At 68.3% G+C, this 21,849-nt stretch carries 25 protein-coding genes and 1 tRNA gene; 7 read left to right on the forward strand and 19 right to left on the reverse strand.

Going from position 1 to position 21,849, the window contains the following annotated elements:
• Window positions 1–46: 46 nt before the first annotated feature.
• Window positions 47–1,462 carry an O-antigen ligase gene (locus tag AL346_RS01495; RefSeq protein ID WP_019401019.1) on the forward strand — a complete coding sequence of 472 codons (1,416 nt, stop codon included), beginning with the start codon at window positions 47–49 and terminating at the stop codon, window positions 1,460–1,462.
• Window positions 1,463–1,474: 12 nt separating this feature from the next.
• Here the strand turns inward: AL346_RS01495 and AL346_RS01500 are convergent, their stop codons facing one another.
• From AL346_RS01500 to AL346_RS01510, 3 genes are all read right to left on the reverse strand, one after another.
• Window positions 1,475–2,308, reverse strand: coding sequence for a WecB/TagA/CpsF family glycosyltransferase (locus tag AL346_RS01500; RefSeq protein WP_197286590.1), 834 nt, complete (start codon window positions 2,306–2,308; stop codon window positions 1,475–1,477).
• Window positions 2,277–2,717: a hypothetical protein gene (locus AL346_RS24910; protein ID WP_019401021.1), complete on the reverse strand. Its 441-nt coding sequence runs from the start codon at window positions 2,715–2,717 to the stop codon at window positions 2,277–2,279. Before AL346_RS24910 ends, AL346_RS01500 begins: the two co-directional genes overlap by 32 nt.
• A 189-nt stretch (window positions 2,718–2,906) precedes the next feature.
• Window positions 2,907–3,626: a sugar transferase gene (locus AL346_RS01510; protein WP_019401022.1), complete on the reverse strand. Its 720-nt coding sequence runs from the start codon at window positions 3,624–3,626 to the stop codon at window positions 2,907–2,909.
• Window positions 3,627–4,080: 454 nt separating this feature from the next.
• Between AL346_RS01510 and AL346_RS01515 the strand changes: the two genes are divergently transcribed.
• The gene (locus AL346_RS01515) at window positions 4,081–5,082 is read left to right on the forward strand and encodes a UDP-glucuronic acid decarboxylase family protein (RefSeq protein WP_053193174.1); all 1,002 of its coding nucleotides are present in this window, start codon (window positions 4,081–4,083) and stop codon (window positions 5,080–5,082) included.
• 29 nt (window positions 5,083–5,111) lie between these two features.
• On the opposite strand, the gene AL346_RS01520 is transcribed toward AL346_RS01515, so the two are convergent.
• From AL346_RS01520 to AL346_RS01530, 3 genes are read right to left on the reverse strand one after another with little or no spacing between them, the layout of a single operon-like run.
• A complete protein-coding gene (locus AL346_RS01520) occupies window positions 5,112–5,894 on the reverse strand; it encodes an SDR family oxidoreductase (protein ID WP_019404434.1) in 783 nt (260 codons plus the stop codon).
• A gap of 27 nt (window positions 5,895–5,921) precedes the next feature.
• The gene (locus tag AL346_RS01525; protein WP_019404433.1) at window positions 5,922–6,461 is read right to left on the reverse strand and encodes a 2,4'-dihydroxyacetophenone dioxygenase family protein; all 540 of its coding nucleotides are present in this window, start codon (window positions 6,459–6,461) and stop codon (window positions 5,922–5,924) included.
• Window positions 6,462–6,478: 17 nt separating this feature from the next.
• Window positions 6,479–7,252, reverse strand: coding sequence for an SDR family NAD(P)-dependent oxidoreductase (locus AL346_RS01530; protein WP_019404432.1), 774 nt, complete (start codon window positions 7,250–7,252; stop codon window positions 6,479–6,481).
• A 258-nt stretch (window positions 7,253–7,510) separates the two neighbouring features.
• On the opposite strand from AL346_RS01530, the gene AL346_RS01535 reads away from it, so the two are divergent.
• The 3 genes from AL346_RS01535 to AL346_RS01545 all read left to right on the forward strand — a co-directional run bounded on the left by AL346_RS01535 (window position 7,511) and on the right by AL346_RS01545 (window position 8,963).
• Window positions 7,511–7,942: a cyclopropane-fatty-acyl-phospholipid synthase family protein gene (locus AL346_RS01535; RefSeq protein WP_019404431.1), complete on the forward strand. Its 432-nt coding sequence runs from the start codon at window positions 7,511–7,513 to the stop codon at window positions 7,940–7,942.
• 83 nt (window positions 7,943–8,025) lie between these two features.
• Window positions 8,026–8,265 (forward strand): hypothetical protein, encoded by a 240-nt coding sequence (locus AL346_RS01540; protein ID WP_019404430.1) that lies wholly within the window; start codon window positions 8,026–8,028, stop codon window positions 8,263–8,265.
• Between the two features lie 347 nt (window positions 8,266–8,612).
• Complete coding sequence (locus AL346_RS01545; RefSeq protein WP_019404429.1) at window positions 8,613–8,963, forward strand: hypothetical protein; 351 nt, start codon at window positions 8,613–8,615, stop codon at window positions 8,961–8,963.
• A gap of 97 nt (window positions 8,964–9,060) precedes the next feature.
• On the opposite strand, the gene AL346_RS01550 is transcribed toward AL346_RS01545, so the two are convergent.
• The 3 genes from AL346_RS01550 to AL346_RS01560 form a co-directional block, all read right to left on the reverse strand.
• Window positions 9,061–9,375: a BA14K family protein gene (locus AL346_RS01550; protein ID WP_157672279.1), complete on the reverse strand. Its 315-nt coding sequence runs from the start codon at window positions 9,373–9,375 to the stop codon at window positions 9,061–9,063.
• 283 nt (window positions 9,376–9,658) lie between these two features.
• A tRNA-Lys gene (locus AL346_RS01555) sits at window positions 9,659–9,734 on the reverse strand.
• A 164-nt stretch (window positions 9,735–9,898) separates the two neighbouring features.
• Window positions 9,899–11,467 carry a 2-isopropylmalate synthase gene (locus AL346_RS01560; protein WP_019404427.1) on the reverse strand — a complete coding sequence of 523 codons (1,569 nt, stop codon included), beginning with the start codon at window positions 11,465–11,467 and terminating at the stop codon, window positions 9,899–9,901.
• 446 nt (window positions 11,468–11,913) lie between these two features.
• On the opposite strand from AL346_RS01560, the gene AL346_RS01565 reads away from it, so the two are divergent.
• Complete coding sequence (locus tag AL346_RS01565) at window positions 11,914–12,246, forward strand: hypothetical protein (RefSeq protein WP_019404426.1); 333 nt, start codon at window positions 11,914–11,916, stop codon at window positions 12,244–12,246.
• Here AL346_RS01565 and AL346_RS01570 read toward each other — a convergent pair.
• From AL346_RS01570 to AL346_RS01610, 9 genes are all read right to left on the reverse strand, one after another.
• A complete protein-coding gene (locus AL346_RS01570; protein WP_197286592.1) occupies window positions 12,237–12,773 on the reverse strand; it encodes a hypothetical protein in 537 nt (178 codons plus the stop codon). The two genes, AL346_RS01565 and AL346_RS01570, sit on opposite strands and share 10 nt — an antisense overlap.
• Before the next feature lie 66 nt (window positions 12,774–12,839).
• Window positions 12,840–13,550 (reverse strand): hypothetical protein, encoded by a 711-nt coding sequence (locus AL346_RS01575; protein WP_019404424.1) that lies wholly within the window; start codon window positions 13,548–13,550, stop codon window positions 12,840–12,842.
• Window positions 13,547–14,452, reverse strand: coding sequence for a PhzF family phenazine biosynthesis protein (locus AL346_RS01580; protein ID WP_019404423.1), 906 nt, complete (start codon window positions 14,450–14,452; stop codon window positions 13,547–13,549). The genes AL346_RS01575 and AL346_RS01580 overlap by 4 nt, the downstream gene beginning before the upstream one ends.
• Before the next feature lie 11 nt (window positions 14,453–14,463).
• Entirely contained in the window at window positions 14,464–15,588 is a 1,125-nt protein-coding gene (locus AL346_RS01585) for an endonuclease/exonuclease/phosphatase family protein (protein WP_156332655.1), read from the reverse strand.
• A gap of 166 nt (window positions 15,589–15,754) precedes the next feature.
• Window positions 15,755–16,603 carry a pyridoxal kinase PdxY gene (pdxY, locus tag AL346_RS01590; RefSeq protein ID WP_019404421.1) on the reverse strand — a complete coding sequence of 283 codons (849 nt, stop codon included), beginning with the start codon at window positions 16,601–16,603 and terminating at the stop codon, window positions 15,755–15,757.
• A 179-nt stretch (window positions 16,604–16,782) separates the two neighbouring features.
• Window positions 16,783–16,974 (reverse strand): DUF6494 family protein, encoded by a 192-nt coding sequence (locus tag AL346_RS01595; protein WP_019404420.1) that lies wholly within the window; start codon window positions 16,972–16,974, stop codon window positions 16,783–16,785.
• A 26-nt stretch (window positions 16,975–17,000) separates the two neighbouring features.
• A complete protein-coding gene (locus tag AL346_RS01600; RefSeq protein WP_019404419.1) occupies window positions 17,001–18,017 on the reverse strand; it encodes an ABC transporter substrate-binding protein in 1,017 nt (338 codons plus the stop codon).
• 97 nt (window positions 18,018–18,114) lie between these two features.
• Window positions 18,115–18,912 (reverse strand): ABC transporter permease, encoded by a 798-nt coding sequence (locus AL346_RS01605; protein WP_019404418.1) that lies wholly within the window; start codon window positions 18,910–18,912, stop codon window positions 18,115–18,117.
• Window positions 18,909–19,745, reverse strand: coding sequence for an ABC transporter ATP-binding protein (locus AL346_RS01610; RefSeq protein WP_026015525.1), 837 nt, complete (start codon window positions 19,743–19,745; stop codon window positions 18,909–18,911). Before AL346_RS01610 ends, AL346_RS01605 begins: the two co-directional genes overlap by 4 nt.
• Before the next feature lie 177 nt (window positions 19,746–19,922).
• Here AL346_RS01610 and AL346_RS01615 point away from each other — a divergent pair, with 177 nt between their 5' ends.
• Window positions 19,923–20,453, forward strand: a complete 531-nt coding sequence (locus AL346_RS01615; RefSeq protein ID WP_019404416.1) for a DedA family protein — start codon at window positions 19,923–19,925, stop codon at window positions 20,451–20,453.
• A gap of 169 nt (window positions 20,454–20,622) precedes the next feature.
• Here the strand turns inward: AL346_RS01615 and ilvC are convergent, their stop codons facing one another.
• Window positions 20,623–21,642 carry a ketol-acid reductoisomerase gene (gene ilvC / locus AL346_RS01620; RefSeq protein WP_019404415.1) on the reverse strand — a complete coding sequence of 340 codons (1,020 nt, stop codon included), beginning with the start codon at window positions 21,640–21,642 and terminating at the stop codon, window positions 20,623–20,625.
• Window positions 21,643–21,849: the final 207 nt, after the last annotated feature.

Here is a 21,849-nt window from a genome sequence, read left to right on the forward strand (position 1 = left end):
CTAGGATCGCGGCGCGGGAAGACCACGGGCGGGTGACGAAACAGCCATGACAGCAAGCGTTGCCGGCCATGCGGGAGGCGACCGCACGATCACGGCGTCGCACGCCGCGCTCTCCGTCCCGGCGCGCCTCCTCACCGGCGCTTGGGGCGTGTTTCTCGGCCTGCTGCCTCTGCCGCTCGCGTCGAACCGCCCGCTGTTCTGGTGCATCAACGCCGTCGTCGCGGGCTGCTTCGTCGCGGCCGTCGCCCTGCTGCGCCCCGTGCCCCTGCGCTTCGATGGCCTGATTCGCACCGGACTTGCCCTGTGCGCCATGCTCGCTGCCGCCCTTCTCGGCTGGATGCTGGTACAGGCGCTCATGCCCCTCGCGCCCGGCTCCCCCCTGGCCGACCCGATCTGGGCGGCGGCTGCGGAGGCCCTTGGCGAACCGCTGACGGCCCGCATCACCGCGGCGCCCTGGCAGACGCTGCTCGCGGCGCTGCGCTTCGCCACGGCAGCCGCCGTCTTCTGGGTGACCTTGCGGCTCGCCACGCACCCGGGCGGCGCCGCAGCCCTCCTGCGCTGGCTCATGTGGGCGAGCGCCGGCTATGCCCTCTACGGCCTGGTGCTCGACCTCATGGGATCCAGCACCATCCTCTGGTTCGAGAAATGGGCCTATCGCGATTCGCTGACCGCCACCTTCGTCAACCGGAATGCCGCCGCAGCCTATTTCGGCATCGGCCTTCTCGCCGCGCTCGCGGAAGCGATCTCCGCCATCCGGCGGCGGTCGGCCGCTTCGCTCGCCTATCTGCTGCTGCTCCTCGTGCCGCTCGCCATCCTGGCCAATGCCATCGTCCTCACCGGCTCGCGCTCCGGCGCGGCCGCAACGGCCCTTGCGGCGGGCGTCGGCCTGCTGCTCCTCGTCAGCGTCCGACGCGCTCCTATCCTGATCGTCCCGCTCCTCGCCGTCATGCTCATCGGCCTTGCGCTGGCGACCCTGCACGTCAGCGGCGCCCATCTCATGGCGCGCATCGAGGCCGACGGTGGATCGGGCCAGTCGCGCCTGTGGCTCTACCGCACGGTCGCCGAGATGATCGCGGCCCGGCCGCTCACCGGCACCGGCGCCGGCACCTTCCAGCTCGTCTTCCCGGCCTGGCGCGAGCCGGGGCAGGAGATGTTCCTCATCTGGGCGCAGGCCCATAACATCTACCTGGAACTCGCCGTCGAGCTCGGCCTGCCGGCCGCGGCGGCCATGCTCCTGCTCGTCATGCTGCTCATGCTGATGTGCGCCCGCGCGCTGCGCCGCTCCGAGGGCGGCTGGCACGTCGCGCTCTTCGCCCTGACGAGCTGGCTCCTGCTCGCGGTCCAGGGTCTCGTCGATTTCGCGCTCCAGTACCAGGCGATCACCTTGACCGCCGCCGCCGCCCTCGCCATGGGGATCGCCGGTGCGGCCAAGCCGGCGAGCGGACCAGCACGACCACGCTAAAGCCGATAGAAATCAGCCCCTTGCCTGCCGTTCCGGAATCACTTTCTGCGCACGGCGCAGGCCGTTTTCCCGGACCTCGCGCAGAAAGAGAAGCATCAAGGGAAGGAGCGAGCCGGCATAGCGGCGCCAGAGGCGACGCGGCTCCTGCAGGAGGCGGTGCAGCCATTCGAGCCCGAGCGTCTGCATCAGAACTGGCGCCCGCTGCTTACGGCCGGTGAGGAACTCGAGCGCCGCGCCGATGCAGAAGGCCGTGCCGCAACTGCGCCCCTCCTCCACGATCGCAAGGGCGAGGCGCTCCGATTGCGGCGAGCCGACGGCGAGGAAGACGAAGCGCGCCGGATGCGCCGCCACGAAGTCGAGCGCGGCCCGCCACGCCTGCGGATTGTGGGCCAGCCCCATGGGCGGCGCATGGAAGTGCCAGCGGTACTGGGGAAAACGCTGCCGCAACGCCTCGCCCAGCGCCGCATCCGCGCCGACCACGGCGAGCGTGTCGCCCGGTGCGAGCACCTCGGCGAACAGCCGCTCCATCACGTCGGTCCCGTTGAGATGGGGCAGGTCGAGCCCCACGAGCTTGCCGAGACGCTCGATCTGGTGGCTGTCGCACCAGCTCATCCAGGCCGCTTCATAGACGCTCAGAAGGTCCGGCTGGCGCGACAGGCGCACCACATGGTCGACATTCGGCGTCGCCACATAGGCGAAGGGCTCCGCCGAGCTGCAATCCTTCAACCGGTCGAGCACCGCATCCTTGGGCAGGAGATCGAAGGGAGCACCAAGAAAGGTGACCCGCGGTGCGGCGAGCGGCTCGCGCGCCACCTCAGCGGGACTTGCGGACGGGCCTGTGGGCACCTTGGCTCTCTGCCTTGTCCGACGGCTTGCGAGCCGCCTCACCGCCCTGCCGGCCGTCGCGCTCCTTCATCATGGCCGCCGTGCGCGCGAGGGCCGAGGCGGCGATATCCACCTCGCCGAGGCGCTCGGCGACGTCGTCCGGTCCGCCGGCCGCTGCATGCCGCGTGGTGAGGCCCCCCCGCTGCGCACGTGCCAGCTCCAGCAGCAGGACGAGCATGAGGCCCATGTTGAAGGCAAGGACGGCCGTTCCGGCGCCGGCCGCAAGGCCGGACCATCCGCCGGACGCGCCGCCCGCAATGCCACCCGCGACCGCGGCGAGAAGGGATCCGCCGGCCCAGGCCACGGCCTTGCCGCGTCGGCCGGCGAAGAGACCGAGAACCAGTGCCCCGAGAGCGATGATGATCAGCATGGCGATACGTTCCACGGTTCTGGGAACGGAACACTCGGGCAGGACATCTCTGCCGGAGCGCATTCAGGCATCTGATTCAGCGGACGAAATCCTACCATTGACTTGCATGCGGCTCCAGTCTCGCGCCGAACTGCAAAGAAAGCGTTTCGTTCCGCCCTGTCCGCCGCGATGCATGATGGCCGCATGTCGTCACGTCCCCGAGCCGGCCCAGAACTCCCGCGCGGCCGTCACGACGAGGATGACGATGTCGAGCGAGAGGGAGAAGTGGCGAATGTAGGCGAGATCGCAGACGACGCGCCGTGTGGCGTGGGTCTGGTCCGTCACCGCGCCCCGCCAGCCCGCCAGCTGCGCAAGGCCCGTCATGCCGGGCCGCACAAGATGACGCAGCGGATAGGCGGGCACCGCCTTCTCGTAGAGCTCGCCGTTGACCAGCATGCCGACGGGATGGGCGCGCGGTCCCACGAGCGACATGTCTCCCCGCAGCACGTTGAGAAGCTGGGGAAGCTCGTCGAGGCTGCGCTGGCGCAGCACGGCCCCCAGAGGCGTCACGCGTGGATCGTTGGCGACGGTATGCCTCACCCCGGTCGGATCGCCGCGGTCGGCATACATCGTCCGGAACTTCAACATGAAGAACGGCTTGCCGCCGCGGCCGACGCGCGGCGAGCCGAAGAAGACGGGCCCCCGGCTCGTCGCCTTGATGAGGAAGGCGATGACGAGGAGGATGGGTAGCAGCAGAAGAAGGCCGCCGAGCGCGCCGGCGATGTCGATGCCGCGCTTGCAGGCCCGGGCCGTCCTTGGCCAGCGCGCGCCCTGCTCCGAAAGGTCCTCGGCCAGCGCCGCGAGGTCAGCCGGCTCGTGCCCGCCACACCGCGCGGTCAGAAACTGATCCAGCCAGGACGGCGCCTTCACGCCCTCCCCCGACGCTCCCTGCCCCAACGTCGCCCTCTGGGCGCCGGTCCACGTCGACAACCGCATGAACAGGACTCATGTGCCATTCGAAGCGACGCCCTCCCCCACGGGACGGGCCTTTGCTCACCCAAAGATCACCCTAGACTATCTCAAAAGGGGAAACTACGGAAAGTTCTTGCCGTCGCAGAAACCTGATCCACCAACGAATATCGTTAACTTGAATGGAAGAATGACGCAGCATAACTGCAGCGGCCGGTTTACCGCCAAGCACAGGGCGAGCCGTTGCCTCCCACCGGGGAAGCTGCGTTCACGTTGAGAAGAGTAGCGTTCTTCTCGACGGAATTCCAAGGCTCCTCCTCCACCCGCGTTCACCTTCAGAATCAATTTGACTTGATATCTTCTTTCCCGTCGGGCCCAATTTGGGCACGACGGCCACGGCCGGACGAGGCGTCCCATGCGTCACATCGATATCGCAGATCGTTTGCCCTCTCGCGCATCGCGCACCGCCCTCGTCACGGGCGGTGCCGGCTTTCTCGGCTCGCACCTGTGCGAGGCGCTGCTGAAGAAGAAGTACAACGTCATCTGTCTCGACAACTTCTTCACCGGCGACCGCAGCAACGTCGAGGGCCTGCTGCACGGCGGCAAGTTCGAGATCGTGCGCCACGACGTGACGGTACCGATCCAGATCGAGGCGAACGAGATCTACAATCTCGCCTGCCCGGCCTCGCCCCTGCACTACCAGGCCTCGCCGGTGGAAACGACGAAGACGAGCGTGCTCGGCGCCATCAACATGCTGGACCTCGCCCGCCGCCTCGGTGTCAGGATTCTCCAGGCCTCGACCTCGGAGGTCTACGGCGACCCGGCCGAGCACCCCCAGCGGGAGAGCTACTGGGGCAACGTCAACCCCATCGGGTCGCGCGCCTGCTACGATGAGGGCAAGCGCTGCGCGGAAACGCTGTTCTTCGACTATCACCGCGCCCACGGCGTGCCGATCAAGGTGGCCCGCATCTTCAACACCTACGGGCCGCGCATGCATCCCAACGACGGGCGCGTGGTCTCGACCTTCATCGTGCAGGCGCTGACCGGACAGGACCTGACGATTTTCGGCGACGGCAGCCAGACGCGCTCGCTGTGCTACGTCGACGATCTCATCCGCGGCCTCGTCAGCCTGATGGAGACCGACGGCGGCGTCACCGGGCCGGTCAACCTCGGCAACCCCGAGGAAGTGTCGATGATCGAATTGGCGGACCTCGTCCTTTCCCTCACCGGCTCGCGCTCGCACATCGTCCGCCGCCCGCCGGCGGCGGACGATCCCCGCCAGCGCCGTCCCGACATCTCGCTGGCCGACGAGGTGCTCGACTGGCGCCCCACGGTGCCGGTGAAGATCGGCCTCGGCCGCACCATCGATTATTTCGACGCCCTCTTGTCGCACCGCGCGCCGGCGGTCTTCCCGTAAAAAGACCGGCCGGCGCGCGGCGCAGGCGCTCAGAAGGTGCCCGGATAGGCGCCGCCGTCCATCAGCCAGTTCTGGCCGGTGATGTAGCCGGCGTGGACGCTGCAGAGGAATGCGCAGGCGGCGCCGAATTCGTCGGCCGTGCCGAGGCGCCCGGCCGGGTTGGCCGCCGCCATGGCCGCGATCTCCTCCTCCGGTGCCCGTCCGCTCTGGGCGGCGCGCGCCGCCGCCGTGCCGCGCAGCCTGTCCGTCTCGAACGGCCCCGGCAGCAGGTTGTTGATGGTGACGCCGCGCCGCACGGTCTTGCGCGACAGGCCGGCGATGAAGCCGGTGAGGCCGGAGCGCGCGCCGTTGGAGAGGCCGAGGATATCGATCGGCGCCTTCACCGCGCTCGACGTGATGTTCACCACGCGGCCGAAGCCGCGCTCCATCATGCCGTCGACCGTCGCCTGGATGAGCGCGATCGGCGTCAGCATGTTGGCGTCAAGCGCCTTGATCCAGTCCTCGCGCGACCAGTCGCGGAAGTCGCCGGGCGGCGGACCCCCGGCATTGTTGACGAGGATGTCGGGTGCCGGGCAGGCGGCGAGCGCGGCCGCACGCCCTTCCGGCGTCGCGATGTCGCCTGCGACCGTCTGCACGCTCACGCCCGGCGCCGCACGGCGGATCTCGTCCGCCGTTCTCTCCAGGTCCGCGGCGGTGCGCGCCGTGATGGTGACATTGACGCCTTCACGCGCCAGGGCAAGGGCGCAGCCCTTGCCGAGACCCTTGCTCGCCGCACAGACGAGGGCGTTGCGCCCTGCGATGCCGAAATCCATTGCTCTTTTCCCTCGTGGTCGGTCCGCTCAGCGGATGAACTGGTCGATGTAGTCGGCGCCGAGGCCGTTCTTGGCATAATGGGCCCGGCACTTGTCGATGCGCGTGAAGACGTCGTCGTAACCCACGGTCTTGCCGTCCGGATCGACGTAGATCATCGCCCCGTTGACCTGGAACAGGGTGATCATCTCCTCCACATGCGGGTCGACGACGAGCGTGTGCGTCTCGCCCGGCGCCTCGTAGGCATAGGAGCCCTCGCGCGCCACCCAGTCGTGCTCCAGATAGCGCCACTCGCCCTTCAGCACGAAGGCGTGCACCGGCTGCGGATGGCGGTGGCGCGAGAGCACGCCCGACTTGCGCACCTTGAGCAGGTTCATCCAGTAGCCGCGCGAGGCGGCCATCAGCAGCGGCCGGAACCAGACGTTCTCCTCCACCGGCACCCAGATGCGCTCGTCGTTGGGAATGGCATTGGGGATGACGAGCTCCGGCGGCGATTCCCTAGGCTGCGGATGGCGATAGGGCAGCCACTTCTCGTCGATGCCGCCGGCGGCGGGATCTTGCCCGTTCATGTCTTGTCCTCCCGAAATCAGACCGTGAGATAGCCGCCATCGATGGCGAGAATGGCGCCGGTGATGAAGCGCGCCGCGGGCGACGCGAGGAAGACGGCGCCGCCCGCCACCTCCTCCGGCGTGCCCCAGCGCCCCATCGGCGTGCGGGAAAGGATGGCGCCGCTGCGCTCCTTATCCTTCTGCAGCGTCTCGGTCAGCGGCGTCGCGATCCAGCCGGGCGCGACCGCGTTGACGCGGATGCCCTCGGCGGCCCAGGCGGCGGCGAGGCTCTTCGTGAGCTGGGCGATGCCGCCCTTGGAGGCGCTGTAGGCCGGCACGCGCGGGCCGCCGAAGAAGGACAGCATGGAGGCGACGTTCACGATGGCGCCGCCGCTCTGCGCGAGCTTCGCCTTCGCACCGGCGCACATGCGCATCGTGCCGTTGAGATTGATGTCGACCACGTCGGCGAAGGCCTCGGGCTCGAACTCGACATCGCGGCGAATGACGCCGGCCGCATTCACCAGCACGTCGAGGCGCTCGAAGCCCGCAAGGAGGCCACTGATAGCTTCATTGTCGCGCACGTCGAGCGGCACGAAGGTGAGCCGCTCCCCGCCCGTCTCCACTGCACGCTCGCATTCGGCGGCCGTCGCGCCCGTCGCGACGACGCGCGCGCCGAGAGCCGCAAAGGCCCTGGCGCAGCCGAGGCCGATGCCGCTCGTGCCACCCGTGACCAGCACGGACCGGCCGGCGAAGAGATCGGCCGCGAAAGCCTGAGTGATCGCCGGGCCCGAGCCCGGTGTCGTTGCCGTCATGTTTCCTCCATGCCGCGCCGCCGGCGCGGAGGCCTCTTTGGGCCGATTGTTGCGCGGGCTCGCAGCCCTTGGCCCTAACATCGACCATGTCGGCGCCGAACGCCATTCGCGGGATGCAGGCGCGGGTTGTGCTGGCGCGGCAGCTCGCCCGTTGCCGCGCTCCGCGCGCTTGGCTTGCGACTGTCTCGGGCGCTTGCCAGAATTCCATGACGCCCACCGGCCGGCTTCCGCCGACGGGGCTATCGACCGGGAAATCGCATGGGGACGGAACTCTCGCCGCGCCTGCGCGCCATTGTGGATGCCCTTCCACTGTCCAATGGCCTTCGCGTACTGGAAATCGGCTGCGGGCCCGGCGCGATGGCCCGCGCCATCGCGCAACGCATCGGCGACGGACATGTGCTGGCGATCGACCGCTCGGCGCAGGCCATCGCACGGGCGCGGGCGCTGTCGCGGGAGGCGATCGCCTCGGGACGCCTGAGCCTGCGCCAGATGGCGGCCGAGGAATTCGAACTCGCACCCGGCGAAGCGCCCTACGACATCGCCGTCGCCATCCGCGTCGGCGCGCTGGACGGCCGCCATCCCGAGACCGGCCGCAGGGTGAGGCGCCGCCTTGTCGCAGCCCTGTCCCCGCAGGGGCGGCTGTTCATCGACGGCGGCGATCCCCTGCGTGAGATCGCGCTCGGCGACTGAGCCGATCGGCCATTGCGCCATTGGCGCGCCGCAATCTGGCTGATAGAGGGCCACCTCCCCTGGCCGATCGGGATTCGGAGCATATGCAGAAACTTGCCCAGGTGATGCTGATCGTCGTCCTCGCCATGGTCGGCGTTGCCGGCAGCCGCTGGTATCGCTACGTCAGCAACACCACGAGCCCTTATGACGAAGTAGGCATCACCCTCAACACGCTGATGCCGCCGCCGTTGCGCAAGTGGGGCTGCGACAGGCTGCACGCCACCTTCGGCAATGTCCTGCCCCCGCACGGCTGCGCCGTCGCGGACGGCCGGCAGTGGATGTGAGACGCGCCACTCCGCCACATCTCTTGCGAGCAAGGACCGCACCTCGGCAGAGCCAGGGCCGGGCTCGCTGACGGCCAAACGGCCCGGCCCCGCCGCCCGACGCCTCGACACGGCTTGGCCAGGCCGGCGAGAACGATCGTATCGTCTGCCCTTGTTATTCGGCGCCTCGCCCACAGAATATCGGAAGAAATTCACAACGCATAAGCAACAGATGAACGCCACCCCTCCACGTTCATCTACATACCATGCAATCCTTTGAAACAGTTTGTGACCGCAACGGCGCGCCAGCCCGGAACAAGCGGCTCTTCTTACGGTTTGTTTACCATCGTTCGCGAAAGGAGGAGAGCATGCGCAAGACGATTTTCGCGATTGCGACCGCAGTCACCTTGATCGGCCTGCCGGTGGCCGCCTCGGCGCAGAACGCCCAGGCCAATGCCACCGCGGGCGGTGCCGTCGCCGGTGGCCTGACCGGGGCTGGTGTCGGCTTCATCGTCGGCGGGCCCGTCGGCGCGGCGGTGGGCGCCGGGATCGGCGTCGCCAGCGGTGCGACGACCGGCGCCGTGTCGACCCCGCCGCCGCGGAGGGTCTATGTGGAACCGGCTCCAAGCACGACCACCTATGTGGAACGCCGCCGCGTCTACCGAGAGCCGGCAACGGCTTGCTTCGAGGACGCGTACGGCCGGGTGATCTGCCAGTAATGTGACGTCTCGAGGCGGGCCCGTTCAGCGCGGGCCCGCCTTGCCTCGACCGGGCTGTTGCCGGGCGCTTGTCGAACGTCCGGCGGATTGCCCCTCCTCACTGGCAAAGATGGACGAGCCCGTCCTCACCGACGAAGGTGCCCGTTGCCGGATCGAAGGAGGGGTACAGCCTCGCGCAGCTTTCCCAGGCCCAGTTCCTGCGCACGGGAGCAACAGCAGGCTCCGCGACCACGACGGGACCGGGCGCGACTGCGACCGCGCCGCCGTCATAGAAGGTCGCGCTCGTAGCCACGGCCCTGCCCGGTGGATAGGGTGCGCCACCCGCGCGCATGTCGTAGCAGACGAGATCCTGGGCGAGGACCGCACCGGCGCTGAGCGCAAGGGCGGCGATGCCAATGAGCATTCGTTTCATGGTGGCTCTCCTCAGCCACCCCAGCCGAGGAACAGCCAACGGCCTTTTGCTGCCCATTGTTCCCGGAACACCGGCCCCTCGGCACGGGACTAGGCCCTGTTCCCCAGCCGTCAACGACGCCGGAAAGGCCGCACGCCGGCGGTGTTAGGGAGGCTTAGAATCCCGCAGCATTGCCGCAGCAGCGAGCAGAACGGACGTTGGCCACCAACGGCCCAAGAGGCGAAACCGGACAGCTTCCCGTTTCGCACGCCGCTCGAAATGCCGATTATCTTCAGGGAGTTGATGGTGGGCGCACTAGGGCTCGAACCTAGGACCCGCTGATTAAGAGTCAGCTGCTCTACCAACTGAGCTATGCGCCCATCAACATGTCGCGCCGGTCATCGCCAGCGGAACGAGCGGGGAAGTAGCAAAGACCGCGGGGCTTGTCCAGCAGGTCCTGTTCATTTTTCCGTCACGGACCTCGCGGCTGTGGATAGCCGCGGGCCGGGACAGGTGCGGCCCGGCAGTGCCGGGCCGCCTTTCCTCATTCGGCGGCGTGGGCGTGCAGCCGCTCGCCGCGCATCAGCAGCTTGTTGAGCGCCGCGAGATAGGCGCGTGCCGAGGCGACCAGCGTGTCGGGATCGGCGCCCCGGCCGGTCACGGACGAGCCCTGCGCCGAGAGCCGCACCGAAACCTCGGCCTGGGCATCGGTGCCCTCGGTCACCGCGTGCACCTGATAGAGGTCGAGCACGGCCTCGTGCGGCACCAGCGCCTTGATGGCGTTGAAGGTGGCGTCGACCGGGCCGTTGCCTTCCGCCTCCTCGGTGCGGATCTCGCCGCCGACGTCGAGCTTCATGGTCGCCCGCTGCGGGCCGCGCGTGCCGGCGATGATCGACAGCGACACCAGCTTGACGCGGTCGTGCGCCGTCAGGATCTCCTCGTCGACGAGCGCCTCGATGTCCTCGTCGTAGACGTTCTTCTTGCGGTCGGCGAGGTCCTTGAAACGGCGGAAGGCGTCCTCCAGCGCGTTCTCGCCGAGGTCGTAGCCCAGCGCCTTCAGCTTCTCGCGGAAGGCGTGGCGGCCCGAATGCTTGCCCATCACCAGCGAGGTCTTGTTCACGCCGACGGATTCGGGCGTCATGATCTCGTAGGTCGAGGCGTTCTTCAGCATGCCGTCCTGGTGGATGCCGCTCTCGTGCGCGAAGGCGTTCCGCCCGACGATCGCCTTGTTGTACTGCACCGGGAAGGACGTCACCGCCGAGACGAGCTTGGAGGCCCGCGTCAGCATCGTTGCGTCGATACCGGTCTCGTAGGGCAGGATGTCGCGGCGCGTCCGGATGGCCATGACGATCTCTTCCAGCGCCGCATTGCCGGCGCGCTCGCCGAGGCCGTTGATGGTGCACTCGACCTGGCGCGCGCCGCCCTCGACGCCGGCCAGCGAATTGGCGACCGCGAGGCCGAGGTCGTCGTGGCAATGCACCGAAAAGATGGCCTTGTCGGCATTCGGCACCCGCTCGCGGATGGTCCGGAACATGGTGCGGTATTCGTCGGGCGTCGCGTAGCCCACCGTGTCCGGCAGGTTGATGGTGGTGGCGCCGGCCTTGATGGCGGCCTCCACGCAGCGGCACAGGTACTCGATCGGCGTGCGCGTCGCGTCCATGGCCGACCACTCGACGTCCTCGACGAGGTTGCGCGCCTGGGCCACCGTCGTGGTGATGATCTCCAGCACCTCCTCCTCGGATTTGCGCATCTGGTGGGCGAGGTGGATCGGCGAGGTCGATACGAAGGTGTGGATGCGGCCGCGCTGCGCATGGCGCACCGCCTCCCCCGCCCGGGCGATGTCGCCGGGGATGGCGCGGGCGAGGCCGGCGATCACGGCGCGCTTGGTGCGCCGCGCGATCTCAGAGACGGATTCGAAGTCGCCGACCGAGGCGATGGGGAAGCCCGCCTCGATGACGTCCACCCCCATCGTGTCGAGGAGCTCCGCGACCTCCAGCTTCTCCTCGAAGGTCATGGAGGCGCCGGGGCACTGCTCGCCGTCGCGCAGCGTCGTGTCGAAGATGATGACGCGGTCGCTCGCCTTCTTCGCGGCGTCGGTCGTGGGATGGGTCATGGTGAGCTGTCCTCTTCGGGCGGCACGGCGCAGCGGCCGGCGTGTCGTCGATATTCGTCGGTGATCGCGGTCTTGGTGTCGTCCCCTGAGTGCCCAGGCACGCGTGCCCAGCCGGCGCTCAGGGGCGGCTAAGGAGAAGAAGCAGACCGGAAAGACGAAGAACGCCGAGCGCGCGCGACGATGCGGCGGCGGATGCCGCGTCTGCCATCGTCATGCTGGAGCCGGAAATGACCACGGCCCGTTCCCCTCGCGCTCGCCCAGCGCACCCGACGCGCTGGCGACATGTCCAGATTGCTTTTAAACGACGACACCCCGTGCTGACAAGCAACACTTTATCGGCGAATGCACGGCAGGGCCGGTCGATCCGGCTCTTGCCATTGACGCGTCCCAATTGCCCGCCAAGGCTGCCGTGTCGCGATTCCACACCAGAATGGAGAGGTTGAGACATGACGATCCGCGCGCTGCCGACGCTTTTCGGCGCAACCGTGCTGGCACTTTCCCTCGCCGCCTGCAACACGACGGGCGGAACCCCGACGCAGCAGCAGGCCGCCGCCACCCCCGCCGTGCCGCAGTTGCCGGGCGACAGCGCCTGCGCCCGCGAGATCAACACCTTCCGCGAGATCACCCGCCGCGACGTGGACACCGGCTATCTCAGCCCCACCGTCTACGCCAAGATGACGCCGGAAGTGGACAAGGCCGCGAGCACCTGCACGAGCGGCGCCGACCGCGACGCGGTCGCCATGCTGGCAGCCACCAAGTCGCGCTACGGCTACCGCTGATCGCGCGCGAGAAAGGCCTCGCCGCGCGCCGACAACCGGTAGCCGACGGCGAGGCTGGTCGTGAGGCCGAGGGCGCCGAGCTTGCGCATGTCCGTCTTGAACAAGGGCATGGCGCAGCCGGTCTCCTCGGCGAGCCGGCGCGCCGGCACGCCCGGCGACTGCGCAACGAGCGCCAGCGCCCGGCGCGTCCAGGGACCGCGCCGGCTCCGGCTGTCGAGCGCATCGAGCCGCTTCGCGATCGCCTCCGCATCCCCTTCGGACAAGGCGCTCTCCTGCGCGAGGGCCCTGCGCGGATCGGCTCCGGCATAGCGAAATGCGATGCGCACCAGTTCACCCGTGCTGCGGCGCGCAAGGTCCTTCCTGAGCGCGGCAAGGTCGCGGTATCCGGCGCGAACGGCATCGTCGGTGGTCAGCGCCTCCTCCGTGCATGAGGTGAGCGACAGGATCTCCACCACGCCGCACGGCGTATGCAGCCGCGTTCCGACCTTGACGCTCGGGCGCGTCCAGCGCCGGAACGCGAGCGTCACGTCTCCCTGCGCGATCTTCCCCAGTATGTCGGCCTTGAAGAGCATGCTTCCCGGAAACGGGCAGGCTCAGCGCTGCAGCAGGTGCCGCAGGAAGACCTGCGTGAAATAGGGCATCCGCACCGAGTCGATGTCGGCCGGTGCACGCACGACGTGCATTCCCGCCAGTTCCGGCTGCTCCTGCCGCGCCAGCCACGCATTGATCTGCGCGTGAAGCACCTCCGCCGGCAGGGGCGAGCGCACCGGGCGCATGAGCGCGATGCGGGCACCGTGGATGACGGCGGTCCAGGTTTCCTCGACCGTGACCTCGCCCTCGCCGAGCCCCGTCTCCTCGAGGAGTTCCCGGCTGACGCTGCCGGCAAGGTCCACGCGCCCGTCGGGCAGGACATCGCCCGGATCCGGCGTCCCGGCGGGGAAATAGATGCGCCCGGGGTTCGCCGTATGGTCGCCCATGATGCCGAGGAGATAGGGCCCGTCGGCCGCCTGCAGCGCCGCCATGGCGAAGCAGTTGCCCGCGCTGCCGGGAGGAAAGTCGAGGTCGCGCATGGCGAGGAAGCTCGCATAGTCGCTTTCCCGGTAGCGCACCTTGAGGATGCCGTCCTCCACCCGCCGTTCGCAGCAGATCAGCACGCGCCCGTTGTAGAGCGCCGGGCTCTCGGCCGTCCGGCGCGCCCAGTGCGCGTCGATCGCCGCCCTGTGCTCCTGCGCCCAGGGCCAGGCCCCCTCTTCGCACCAGGCCTCGACGCCGGCGAGCGGCAGGATCATGGGCTCTTCGATCACAGGAACAGCGCTCCCTCGCTGACGACGACGGCCGTGCCGCCGATGGCGGCCTTGACGAGCGCCCCGCCCTCGACCGTCAGCGTCAGCTCGATCTGGGAGGGGCGCCCCATGGCATAGCCCTGCTCGATGACGAGGATGTGTTCCCCGTCCGCCGGCGTGTCGTAGTCCATGATCGCGCCGGCGAAGGCTGCCACCGCCGAGCCCGTCGCCGGATCCTCGCCGATGCCGAGGTCCGGCGCGAACATGCGCGCATAATAGGCATGGCCGGCGTCCACCGGCTCGCGGCAATAGATGAAGGCATTGGCGCGCGGCCCGTCGCCGAAGGCGGCGTCCCAGGCGGAGACGCGCCGCCGCGCCCGGTCGACCGCCGCCCGCCCCGCCACCGGCACGATGGCATAGGGCACGCCGGCGGAGTATTTGGCCGGCTGATGCATGCCGAAGCCGATGTCCTCGACGGCGAGGTCGAGCGCCGCGGCAAGGGCTGCGGGCGAGGCAAGCTCGCTCAGCCGCTCCGGCAGGCGCGGCAAGGTGAAGGTCGCCCGCCCGTTGCCCTTGCCGGCGATCTCGACGGCGCAGGGAACGAGGCCGACCTTCTCCTCGAGCGTGAAGGCAAGGGCGCCGGGGCTTGGCCCGTGGTCGATGAGCCCGAGCAGCACCGCCGTGCCGACGGTGGGATGGCCCGCGAAAGGCAGTTCCGCCGTCGGCGTGAAGATGCGCAGGCCGGCACGATGGTGCGCATCCTCGGGCGGCAGCACGAAGACCGTCTCGGACAGGTTGAACTCCTTGGCGATGGCCTGCATGCCGGCATCGCCGAGCCCCTGCCCGTCGAGCACGACGGCAAGCGGATTGCCACCGAGCGCGGTGTCGGTGAAGACGTCGAGCGTGAAGAAACGGCGTCCCATCGTCTCAGTTCCTATGCTTGCGGCGGGTTGCGTCGGGCCGGCAGGTCGATCCCGACGACGAGCGGACAATGATCGCTCGCCTTCGGCCGGTCCCAGCCGACACGGGGATAACGATCGCAGGACGTTGCAAGTGCCGCCAGCGAGCGATTTTCCTGCCGCGGATCGAGCGGCACGCGATAGGGCAGCCCGCGGCGCACAATCTCGACCTCGGGTGCGGGATTGGCCGCGGCGAGCGCCGGCGAGAGGAGGATGTAATCGAGCTCCATGTGCCGCTCGACGATATGCCCCTCGCTCTCCGACCAGGCGCGGCGGAAATGCGTCCACCGCTCGTGCGCCGGCAGGGCCGAGAGCGGGTTGACGGCAAAGCCGTGCGTCAGCGGCTCGAGCCCGCTTTCCCCTTCCGCGATCACGCGGGCGCCGGGACCGATCGTCTCCTCGCAGCCGTTGAGATCGCCGATGACGAGCCAGTTCGCCTCGGCGACGGCGGGTCCGAAACGCGCCTCGACGAGGCGGCGCACGGCCCGCGCCTCTGCCCGCCGCAGGGGGCGCGTGGCGATGCGCCCGTCGTCGCGGCCGTTGCTCATGGACTTGAAATGGCAAACGAAAAGCGTGAGCGTCGCCTCGCCGAGATCGACGTCGACCATGAGGCAGTCGCGCTGGAAGAGCCGGTCCGTCTCGAGGCGCCCCATCGCGGCGAGGTCGTCGTCGAACACGTCGAGGTCGCGGAAGGTCAGCTCGGCGTGCGAGGTGGCGCGCACCGCGCCGGGCCCGGCGACGAGATCCCGCCGCATGGCGCAGGCGACATCGATGCCGCGCACGTCGTTGCCGTGCTTGAGGCGGAAATGGCCGTAGCGCTTGTCGGCGAGGCGGTGCACGTAATTGGCGAAGAAGGCCTCCAGCACCGAGAGGCTGTCCACCTCCTGCAGGCACAGGATGTCGGCATGGGTCTCGGCGATGGCGAGCGCCGTCATCTGCCGCTTGTCGTCCTCGAGCGCCACCGCGACCGAGCGCTCCACCGCCTCGCGATGCTCCTTGGAGGCGAACTCGAACAGCGACATGGCGGCCGCCGTCTCGATGCGCGCCGCCGTGCCGAAGCGGTGGCGCGCAATGAGGTTCTCGACATTGAACGTCGCCACGCGCAGCCGCATCCGCCCCAACCCTCGCCCCTTCCGGCCTCGCCCGCTTGGCCCCGCGCGACGAAGCTGCCGCAACGCCCTATTAGGCGCCCGGCCGCCCGCGGTGTGAAGCCCCTGGAGACGGATTCACCGATCTCCTTGCGGGGCAAGCTGATCTAAACGGGCTCTAGACGGCTTCCACCGGAAAACTGTGGCTCGGCGTCACGAACTCGTCCTGCGCCGCGACGGTGAGGATCTCGCGCGAGCCCGCCTCCTGCGTGCGCTTGAGCAGGCCGTAGACGGAGGCCGCCGCCGCGCCGAGCGCCTTGGCCGCCGAGCGGCTGCGCAGGAAATGGACGAAGAAGAGCGCCGCGATCGCGTCCCCCGCCCCATTGATGCCGAGGGACAGGCGCGGCGTGCGCACGCGCCAGGTGCCCTCCCCGTCGGCCGCCAGGAGGTCGATGGCGTCTGCCGGCGTCTCCTCGGTATGGAGGGAGGTGACCAGCACCACGCGCGGCCCGGTGGCGCGCACCGCCGCAACCGCCGCCTTCGCCTCGGCAAGCGTCGCCGAGCTGCGGCCGGACAGGAAGTCGAGTTCGAATTGATTCGGCGTGATGATGTCGGCCGCCGGCACCGCCTGGTCGCGCATGAACTCGGGAATGCCCGGACGCACGAAGACGCCGCGCCCCACATCACCGATGACCGGATCGCAGCAGTAAAGTGCGGCCGCATTGGCCTCCTTTACCCGCCCGACGGCCGAGAGGATGCCGTTGCCGATGTCGGCCGAGCCCATGTAGCCGGACAGGACGCCATCACAGACCGGCAGCACGCCGCGCTCGGCAATGCCGTCGACGAGTTCCTCGATCATCGGCGCGTCGAACACGCGCCCTTTCCAGGCGCCGTAGCCGGTGTGGTTGGAGAACTGCACCGTATGGATCGGCCATACCTCGACGCCCAGGCGCTGCATGGGGAACACGGCCGAGGCATTGCCGACATGGCCGAAGGCGACGTGCGACTGAATGGAAAGAACGTTCATCCCAAGCCCTCCCGAGCGCAGAGCCTCGGTTTAGCGGCGCAGGACGCGAAGGAGAAATGAAAAGGCGTGAGGAGTGCCCCACGCCCACGAGATGGATCGAGCGGTTGCTCTTTGTCGGGCCTGTCATTGCAAGTCGGGCTTGCCCGACTTGCAACAGGTTGAAGCACGCCGCGGCCCCGTCACTTCAGCTCGATCGTCTCCTCGATGACGTGGTCGAGCGGCACGCCCTCGGCCGTGAGCTGCATGCGCAGCTTCAGCCGGCCGCCGGGCACCGCCCCCTCGCGCACCACGCGCTCGATCTCGCGCTGCGACGTGACGCCCACCTGCTTCAGGAACTTGCGCAAGGCCATGTTGAACTTCTCTTCGTCCATGGCTGCCTCCTCTCCTACGCCCCGGCTCAGCTGCCGCCGGCGGCCTTCTTCACGAAGGTGTCGGTGAAGGTCTTCGACAGGTCGACATTGGCCTTGGCGAGTTCCTCGTCGAACTGCACCAGCATGTCGAGCGCGCTCTTCATGCCGTCCTCAGGGATGATGCCAGTGCGCGAATAGGTCTCGCGCGAGGCCTCGACGGCGCGCTCGTAGAGCGAGCGGTCACCGAGGTAATAGGCCTCGGGAACGGTCGCGACGATGTCGTCGGCGCTCGCCGTCTCCAGCCACTTCAGCGACTTGTGGAAGGCGTTGACGATGGCCTGCACCGTGTTGGGGTTCTTCTCGATGAAGTCCTGCTTCAGATAGACGACCGCCGCCGGGTTGGAGCCGCCGAAGATCTCCTTGGTCCCCTGCTCCGTGCGCGAATCCGCGATGACGACGACGTCGCCGTCCGCCTCGAGCTTGGAGATGACCGGGTCGAGGTTCGAGATGGCCTCGATCTCGCCCTTCTTCATGGCCGCCACCGCGCCCGCGCCGCCGCCGACGCCGATATAGGCCGCATCCTTCGGATTGCCACCGGCCTTGGCGATGAGATAGTTGACGAAGAAGTTGGTGGACGAGCCCGGCGCCGTGACGCCGACCTTGGCGCCCTTGAGGTCCGCCGGCGACTTGATGGCGTCGGCCTTCTCCTTCTTCACCGCGAGCACGATGCCCGGGAAGCGCCCGAGCTCGATGACGGCCCGGATGTCCTGGCCCTTGGCCTGCATGCGGATGGTGTGCTCATAGGCACCGGTCACGACGTCCACCGACCCGCCGACGAGTGCCTGCAGGGACTTGGCGCCGCCGCCGAAATCGTTGATCTCGACCTCGAGCCCCTCCTCCTTGAAGAAGCCCTTCCGCTCCGCGATGGTCAGGGGCAGGTAGTAGAGCAGCGGCTTGCCGCCGACGCCGAGCGCCAGCTTCGGCTTCTCCACATCCGCCGCATGGGCCGCGCTGCCGGCAACCGCCATCAGGGCCGCTGCCGCGATCGTCTTCCAGAATGTCATCGGTTTCCTCCCACCTGTTGTCATTTGTGTTCCCTCGCCCCGTCTGCGGGGAGAGGGTTCTTGCGGCGTTCGCCCGCCTTCTGGTCCGCCTCTACGCTCACCCCTGCGCCGTCGCCGCCCCGGTGCCCGGCTGCCAGACGGTGAGCCGCTTCTCGATGGCCGTGACGAAGGTGTCGATGACGATGACGAAGATGGCGAGCACCAGCATGCCCGAGAACACGCCGGTGACGTCGAAGACGCTCTCGGCCTCGTGGATCTTGTAGCCGAGTCCGGCCGAGGAGCCGAGATATTCGCCGACCACGGCCCCGACGAGCGCGAAGCCGACCGAGGTGTGCAGCGAGGAGAACATCCAGGTGAGCGCCGCCGGCCAGTAGACGTGGCGCAAGAGCTGGCGCTCGTTCATGCCCAGCATGCGGGCATTGGCGAGCACCACGGGGCTCACCTCGCGCACGCCCTGATAGACGTTGAAGAACACGATGAAGAAGACGAGCGTGAAGCCGAGCGCCACCTTCGACCAGATGCCGAGGCCGAACCACAGGGCAAAGATCGGCGCCAGCACCACGCGCGGCAGGGCGTTCGCCGCCTTGATGTAAGGGTCGAACACGCTGGCGAGGATCTCGCGCCGCGCGAAGAGGAAGCCGAAGGCGATGCCGCCGATGGCGCCGAAGGTGAAGGCGAGCACCGTCTCGGTCAGGGTGATGCCGAGGTGGTACCACAGTTCGCCCGAGGCGAGATCCTTCCACGTGCGGGCGAGGACATCGAGCGGCGTCGAGAAGAAGAAGGGGTCGAACAGCGGCTTGCCGCCGCTCATGGGCACGGCGGTGAGGAGATGCCAGACGAGAAGGAAGGCGAGCCCGACGCCCACCTGCATGGCAAGAAGCGTCACGCGTCTCATGCGTTACCCCCTTCGCCCTGTGCGTAGGCCTTCTGCACCTCGACGCGCAGGGTCCCCCAGATGGCCTTGTGAATGGCGTGGAAGGCCGGATCGAGGCGGATCTCCGCGATGTCGCGCGGCCGCGGCAGGGAGACGGGATAATCGCCGACGATCCGCGCCGCCGGTCCCGCCGACATCACCACCACCCGGTCCGCGAGCGCGATCGCTTCCTCGAGGTCGTGCGTGACGAACATCACCGCCTTTCGGTCCTGCGCCCACAGGTCGAGCAGCAGGTTGCCCATGATCTGCCGCGTCTGCGCGTCGAGCGGCCCGAACGGCTCGTCCATCAGCAGGATCTGCGGGTTGCGGATCAGCATCTGCGCCAGCGCGACGCGCTTGCGCTGGCCGCCCGACAGCATGTGCGGATAGCGGTCGGCAAAGGCCGAGAGGCCGACACGGCTAAGCCATTCACGGCTCCTCGCCAGCGCCTCGGCCCGCGGCACGCCCTTCGGCTCCAGCGCCACGGCGACATTGTCGATGGCCGTCTTCCAGGGCATGAGCGCGTCCTGCTGGAAGAGATAGCCGGCGCGGGCATTGAGCCCGGACAACCGCTCGCCGAAGATGTCCGCCCCGCCGGCCGAGGGCTTGAGCAGCCCCGCCGCCGCGTTGAGCAGGGTCGACTTGCCACAGCCCGTCGGCCCGACGATGGCGACGAACTCGCTGGCGCCGACGGCAAGGTCAATGTCGCGCACGGCCTGGTAGGTGCCGCCGCCCTTGAGCGCGAAGGTGATCGCCACCTGCGACAACCTAACCGCCGGGCTGTCCGCCTCCCTCACCTGTGCCGGAGCGTGCATGCCCGTCCCATCATTGAGCGTCCCCCGATTCCTTGTCTTCGTTTGAAGCAGGAGACGTTACCCGATAGGGCCTGCGACGCAACCGCCGCGGACCCGCGGCAGCACCTGCCGGTCCGCCACTTGCACTCTCCTGTTGGCTTCCGACATATGGAGCCGTTCCTTCCACCCGGGCCCCTGATGACCTTTGACAGTTTCGTTTCCGGCACCGTGGCCTTCGTCCGCGATCACGGCGAATGGGCCCCGGCCATCGTCTTCGGGCTCGCCTTCGCGGAATCCTTCGCCTTCCTTTCGCTCCTGGTGCCGGCCTGGGGCATTCTCGTCGGCATCGGCGCCCTCATCGGCGTCAGCGGCCTCGAATTCTGGCCGATCTGGCTGGGCGCCGCCGCGGGCGCGAGCCTCGGCGACTGGGTCTCCTACCTGATCGGCTTCTATTTCAAGGATGCGGCCACGCGCGTGTGGCCCCTGTCGCGCTATCCCCAGATGGTGGCGCGCGGCCACCTGTTCTTCATGCGCTGGGGCCCCTGGAGCATCTTCATCGGCCGTTTCTTCGGGCCGCTCAGGGCGGTCGTCCCGCTCATCGCGGGCATCTTCGCCATGCCGCAGTTCCTGTTCCAGATGGCCAACATCTCCTCCGCCATGGTCTGGGCCTTCGTCCTGCTCGCCCCCGGTGCCTTCGCGTTGCAGAAGCTCTGGCCGGCGTTCATGTGAAAAAGCCCCGGCGCGATGCACCGGGGCTTTGATTGGGAGCGCAAGGAGGATCCCGTTCACCGTCATGCCCGGGTTCGTCCCGGGTATCCACGTATCGCCAGCAGCGCCGGGCTGAGAGGCGTGGATGGCCGGGACAAGCCCGGCCATGACGACGCAGCGGCCCAGGTCGTCAGTTCTTCGACTTGTCGACCAGCGCCTTGGCCTTGATCCACGGCATCATGGCGCGCAGCTTCTCGCCGACTTCCTCGATCTGGTGGGCGTTGACGCGCGCGCGGGTCGCCTTGAACGAGGTCTGGTTGACCTTGTTCTCGAGCATCCAGTCGCGCGTGAACTTGCCGGACTGGATGTCCGTCAGCACGCGCTTCATCTCCGCCTTCGTCTCCGGCGTGATGATGCGCGGGCCGGTGACGTACTCGCCGTACTCGGCCGTGTTCGAGATCGAGTAGTTCATGTTGGCGATGCCGCCCTCGTAGATGAGGTCGACGATCAGCTTCACCTCGTGCAGGCACTCGAAATAGGCCATCTCGGGGGCGTAGCCCGCCTCGACCAGCGTCTCGAAGCCGGCGCGGATCAGCTCGACGAGGCCGCCGCACAGCACCACCTGCTCGCCGAAGAGGTCGGTCTCGCACTCTTCCTTGAAGGTCGTCTCGATGATGCCCGCGCGGCCGCCGCCGATGGCGGAGGCATAGGAGAGGCCGAGGTCATGGGCGTTGCCCGAGGCGTCCTGATGGATGGCGATGAGCGAGGGCACGCCGCCGCCGCGCTGGTACTCCGAACGCACCGTGTGGCCGGGGCCCTTCGGCGCCACCATGAGCACGTCGAGGTCGGCGCGCGGCTCGATGAGGTTGAAGTGCACGTTGAGGCCGTGCGCGAAGAGCAGTGCAGCGCCGTTCTTCATGTTGTCGGCGAGGTGCTCGCGGTAGATGTCGGCCTGCAGCTCGTCCGGCGTCAGCATCATGATGACGTCGGCCCACTTGGCGGCCTCGGCCACCTCCATCACCTTGAAGCCCTCGGCCTCGGCCTTCTTCGCCGAGCCCGAGCCCTTGCGCAGGGCGACCGCCACGTCCTTGACGCCGCTGTCACGCAGGTTGAGCGCATGGGCGTGGCCCTGGCTGCCATAGCCGACGACGGCCACCTTCTTGCCCTTGATCAGATTGAGATCGGCGTCGCGATCGTAATACACACGCATGATGGGCCCTTTCCTTGGCAAGGTGGTTATGATGGCACGCTGGCCCACACCATCATGCGGGGTGCGGGTCGTGTCGTGGAACGTTTCTGTGACGGCGGTAAAGCCCGAGAAGCGCTGTGGGTCAAGTAAAATCCGGCGCGGGGGATCAAGAGAGTTCCGGCATGCGTCCTAACGATCCGTAATATGGAACGATTTGAAAGGGAGGTC

The sequence above is a fragment of the Chelatococcus sp. CO-6 genome (genome assembly GCF_001271345.1).
GTDB classification, from domain to species: Bacteria; Pseudomonadota; Alphaproteobacteria; order Rhizobiales; family Beijerinckiaceae; genus Chelatococcus_A; species Chelatococcus_A caeni.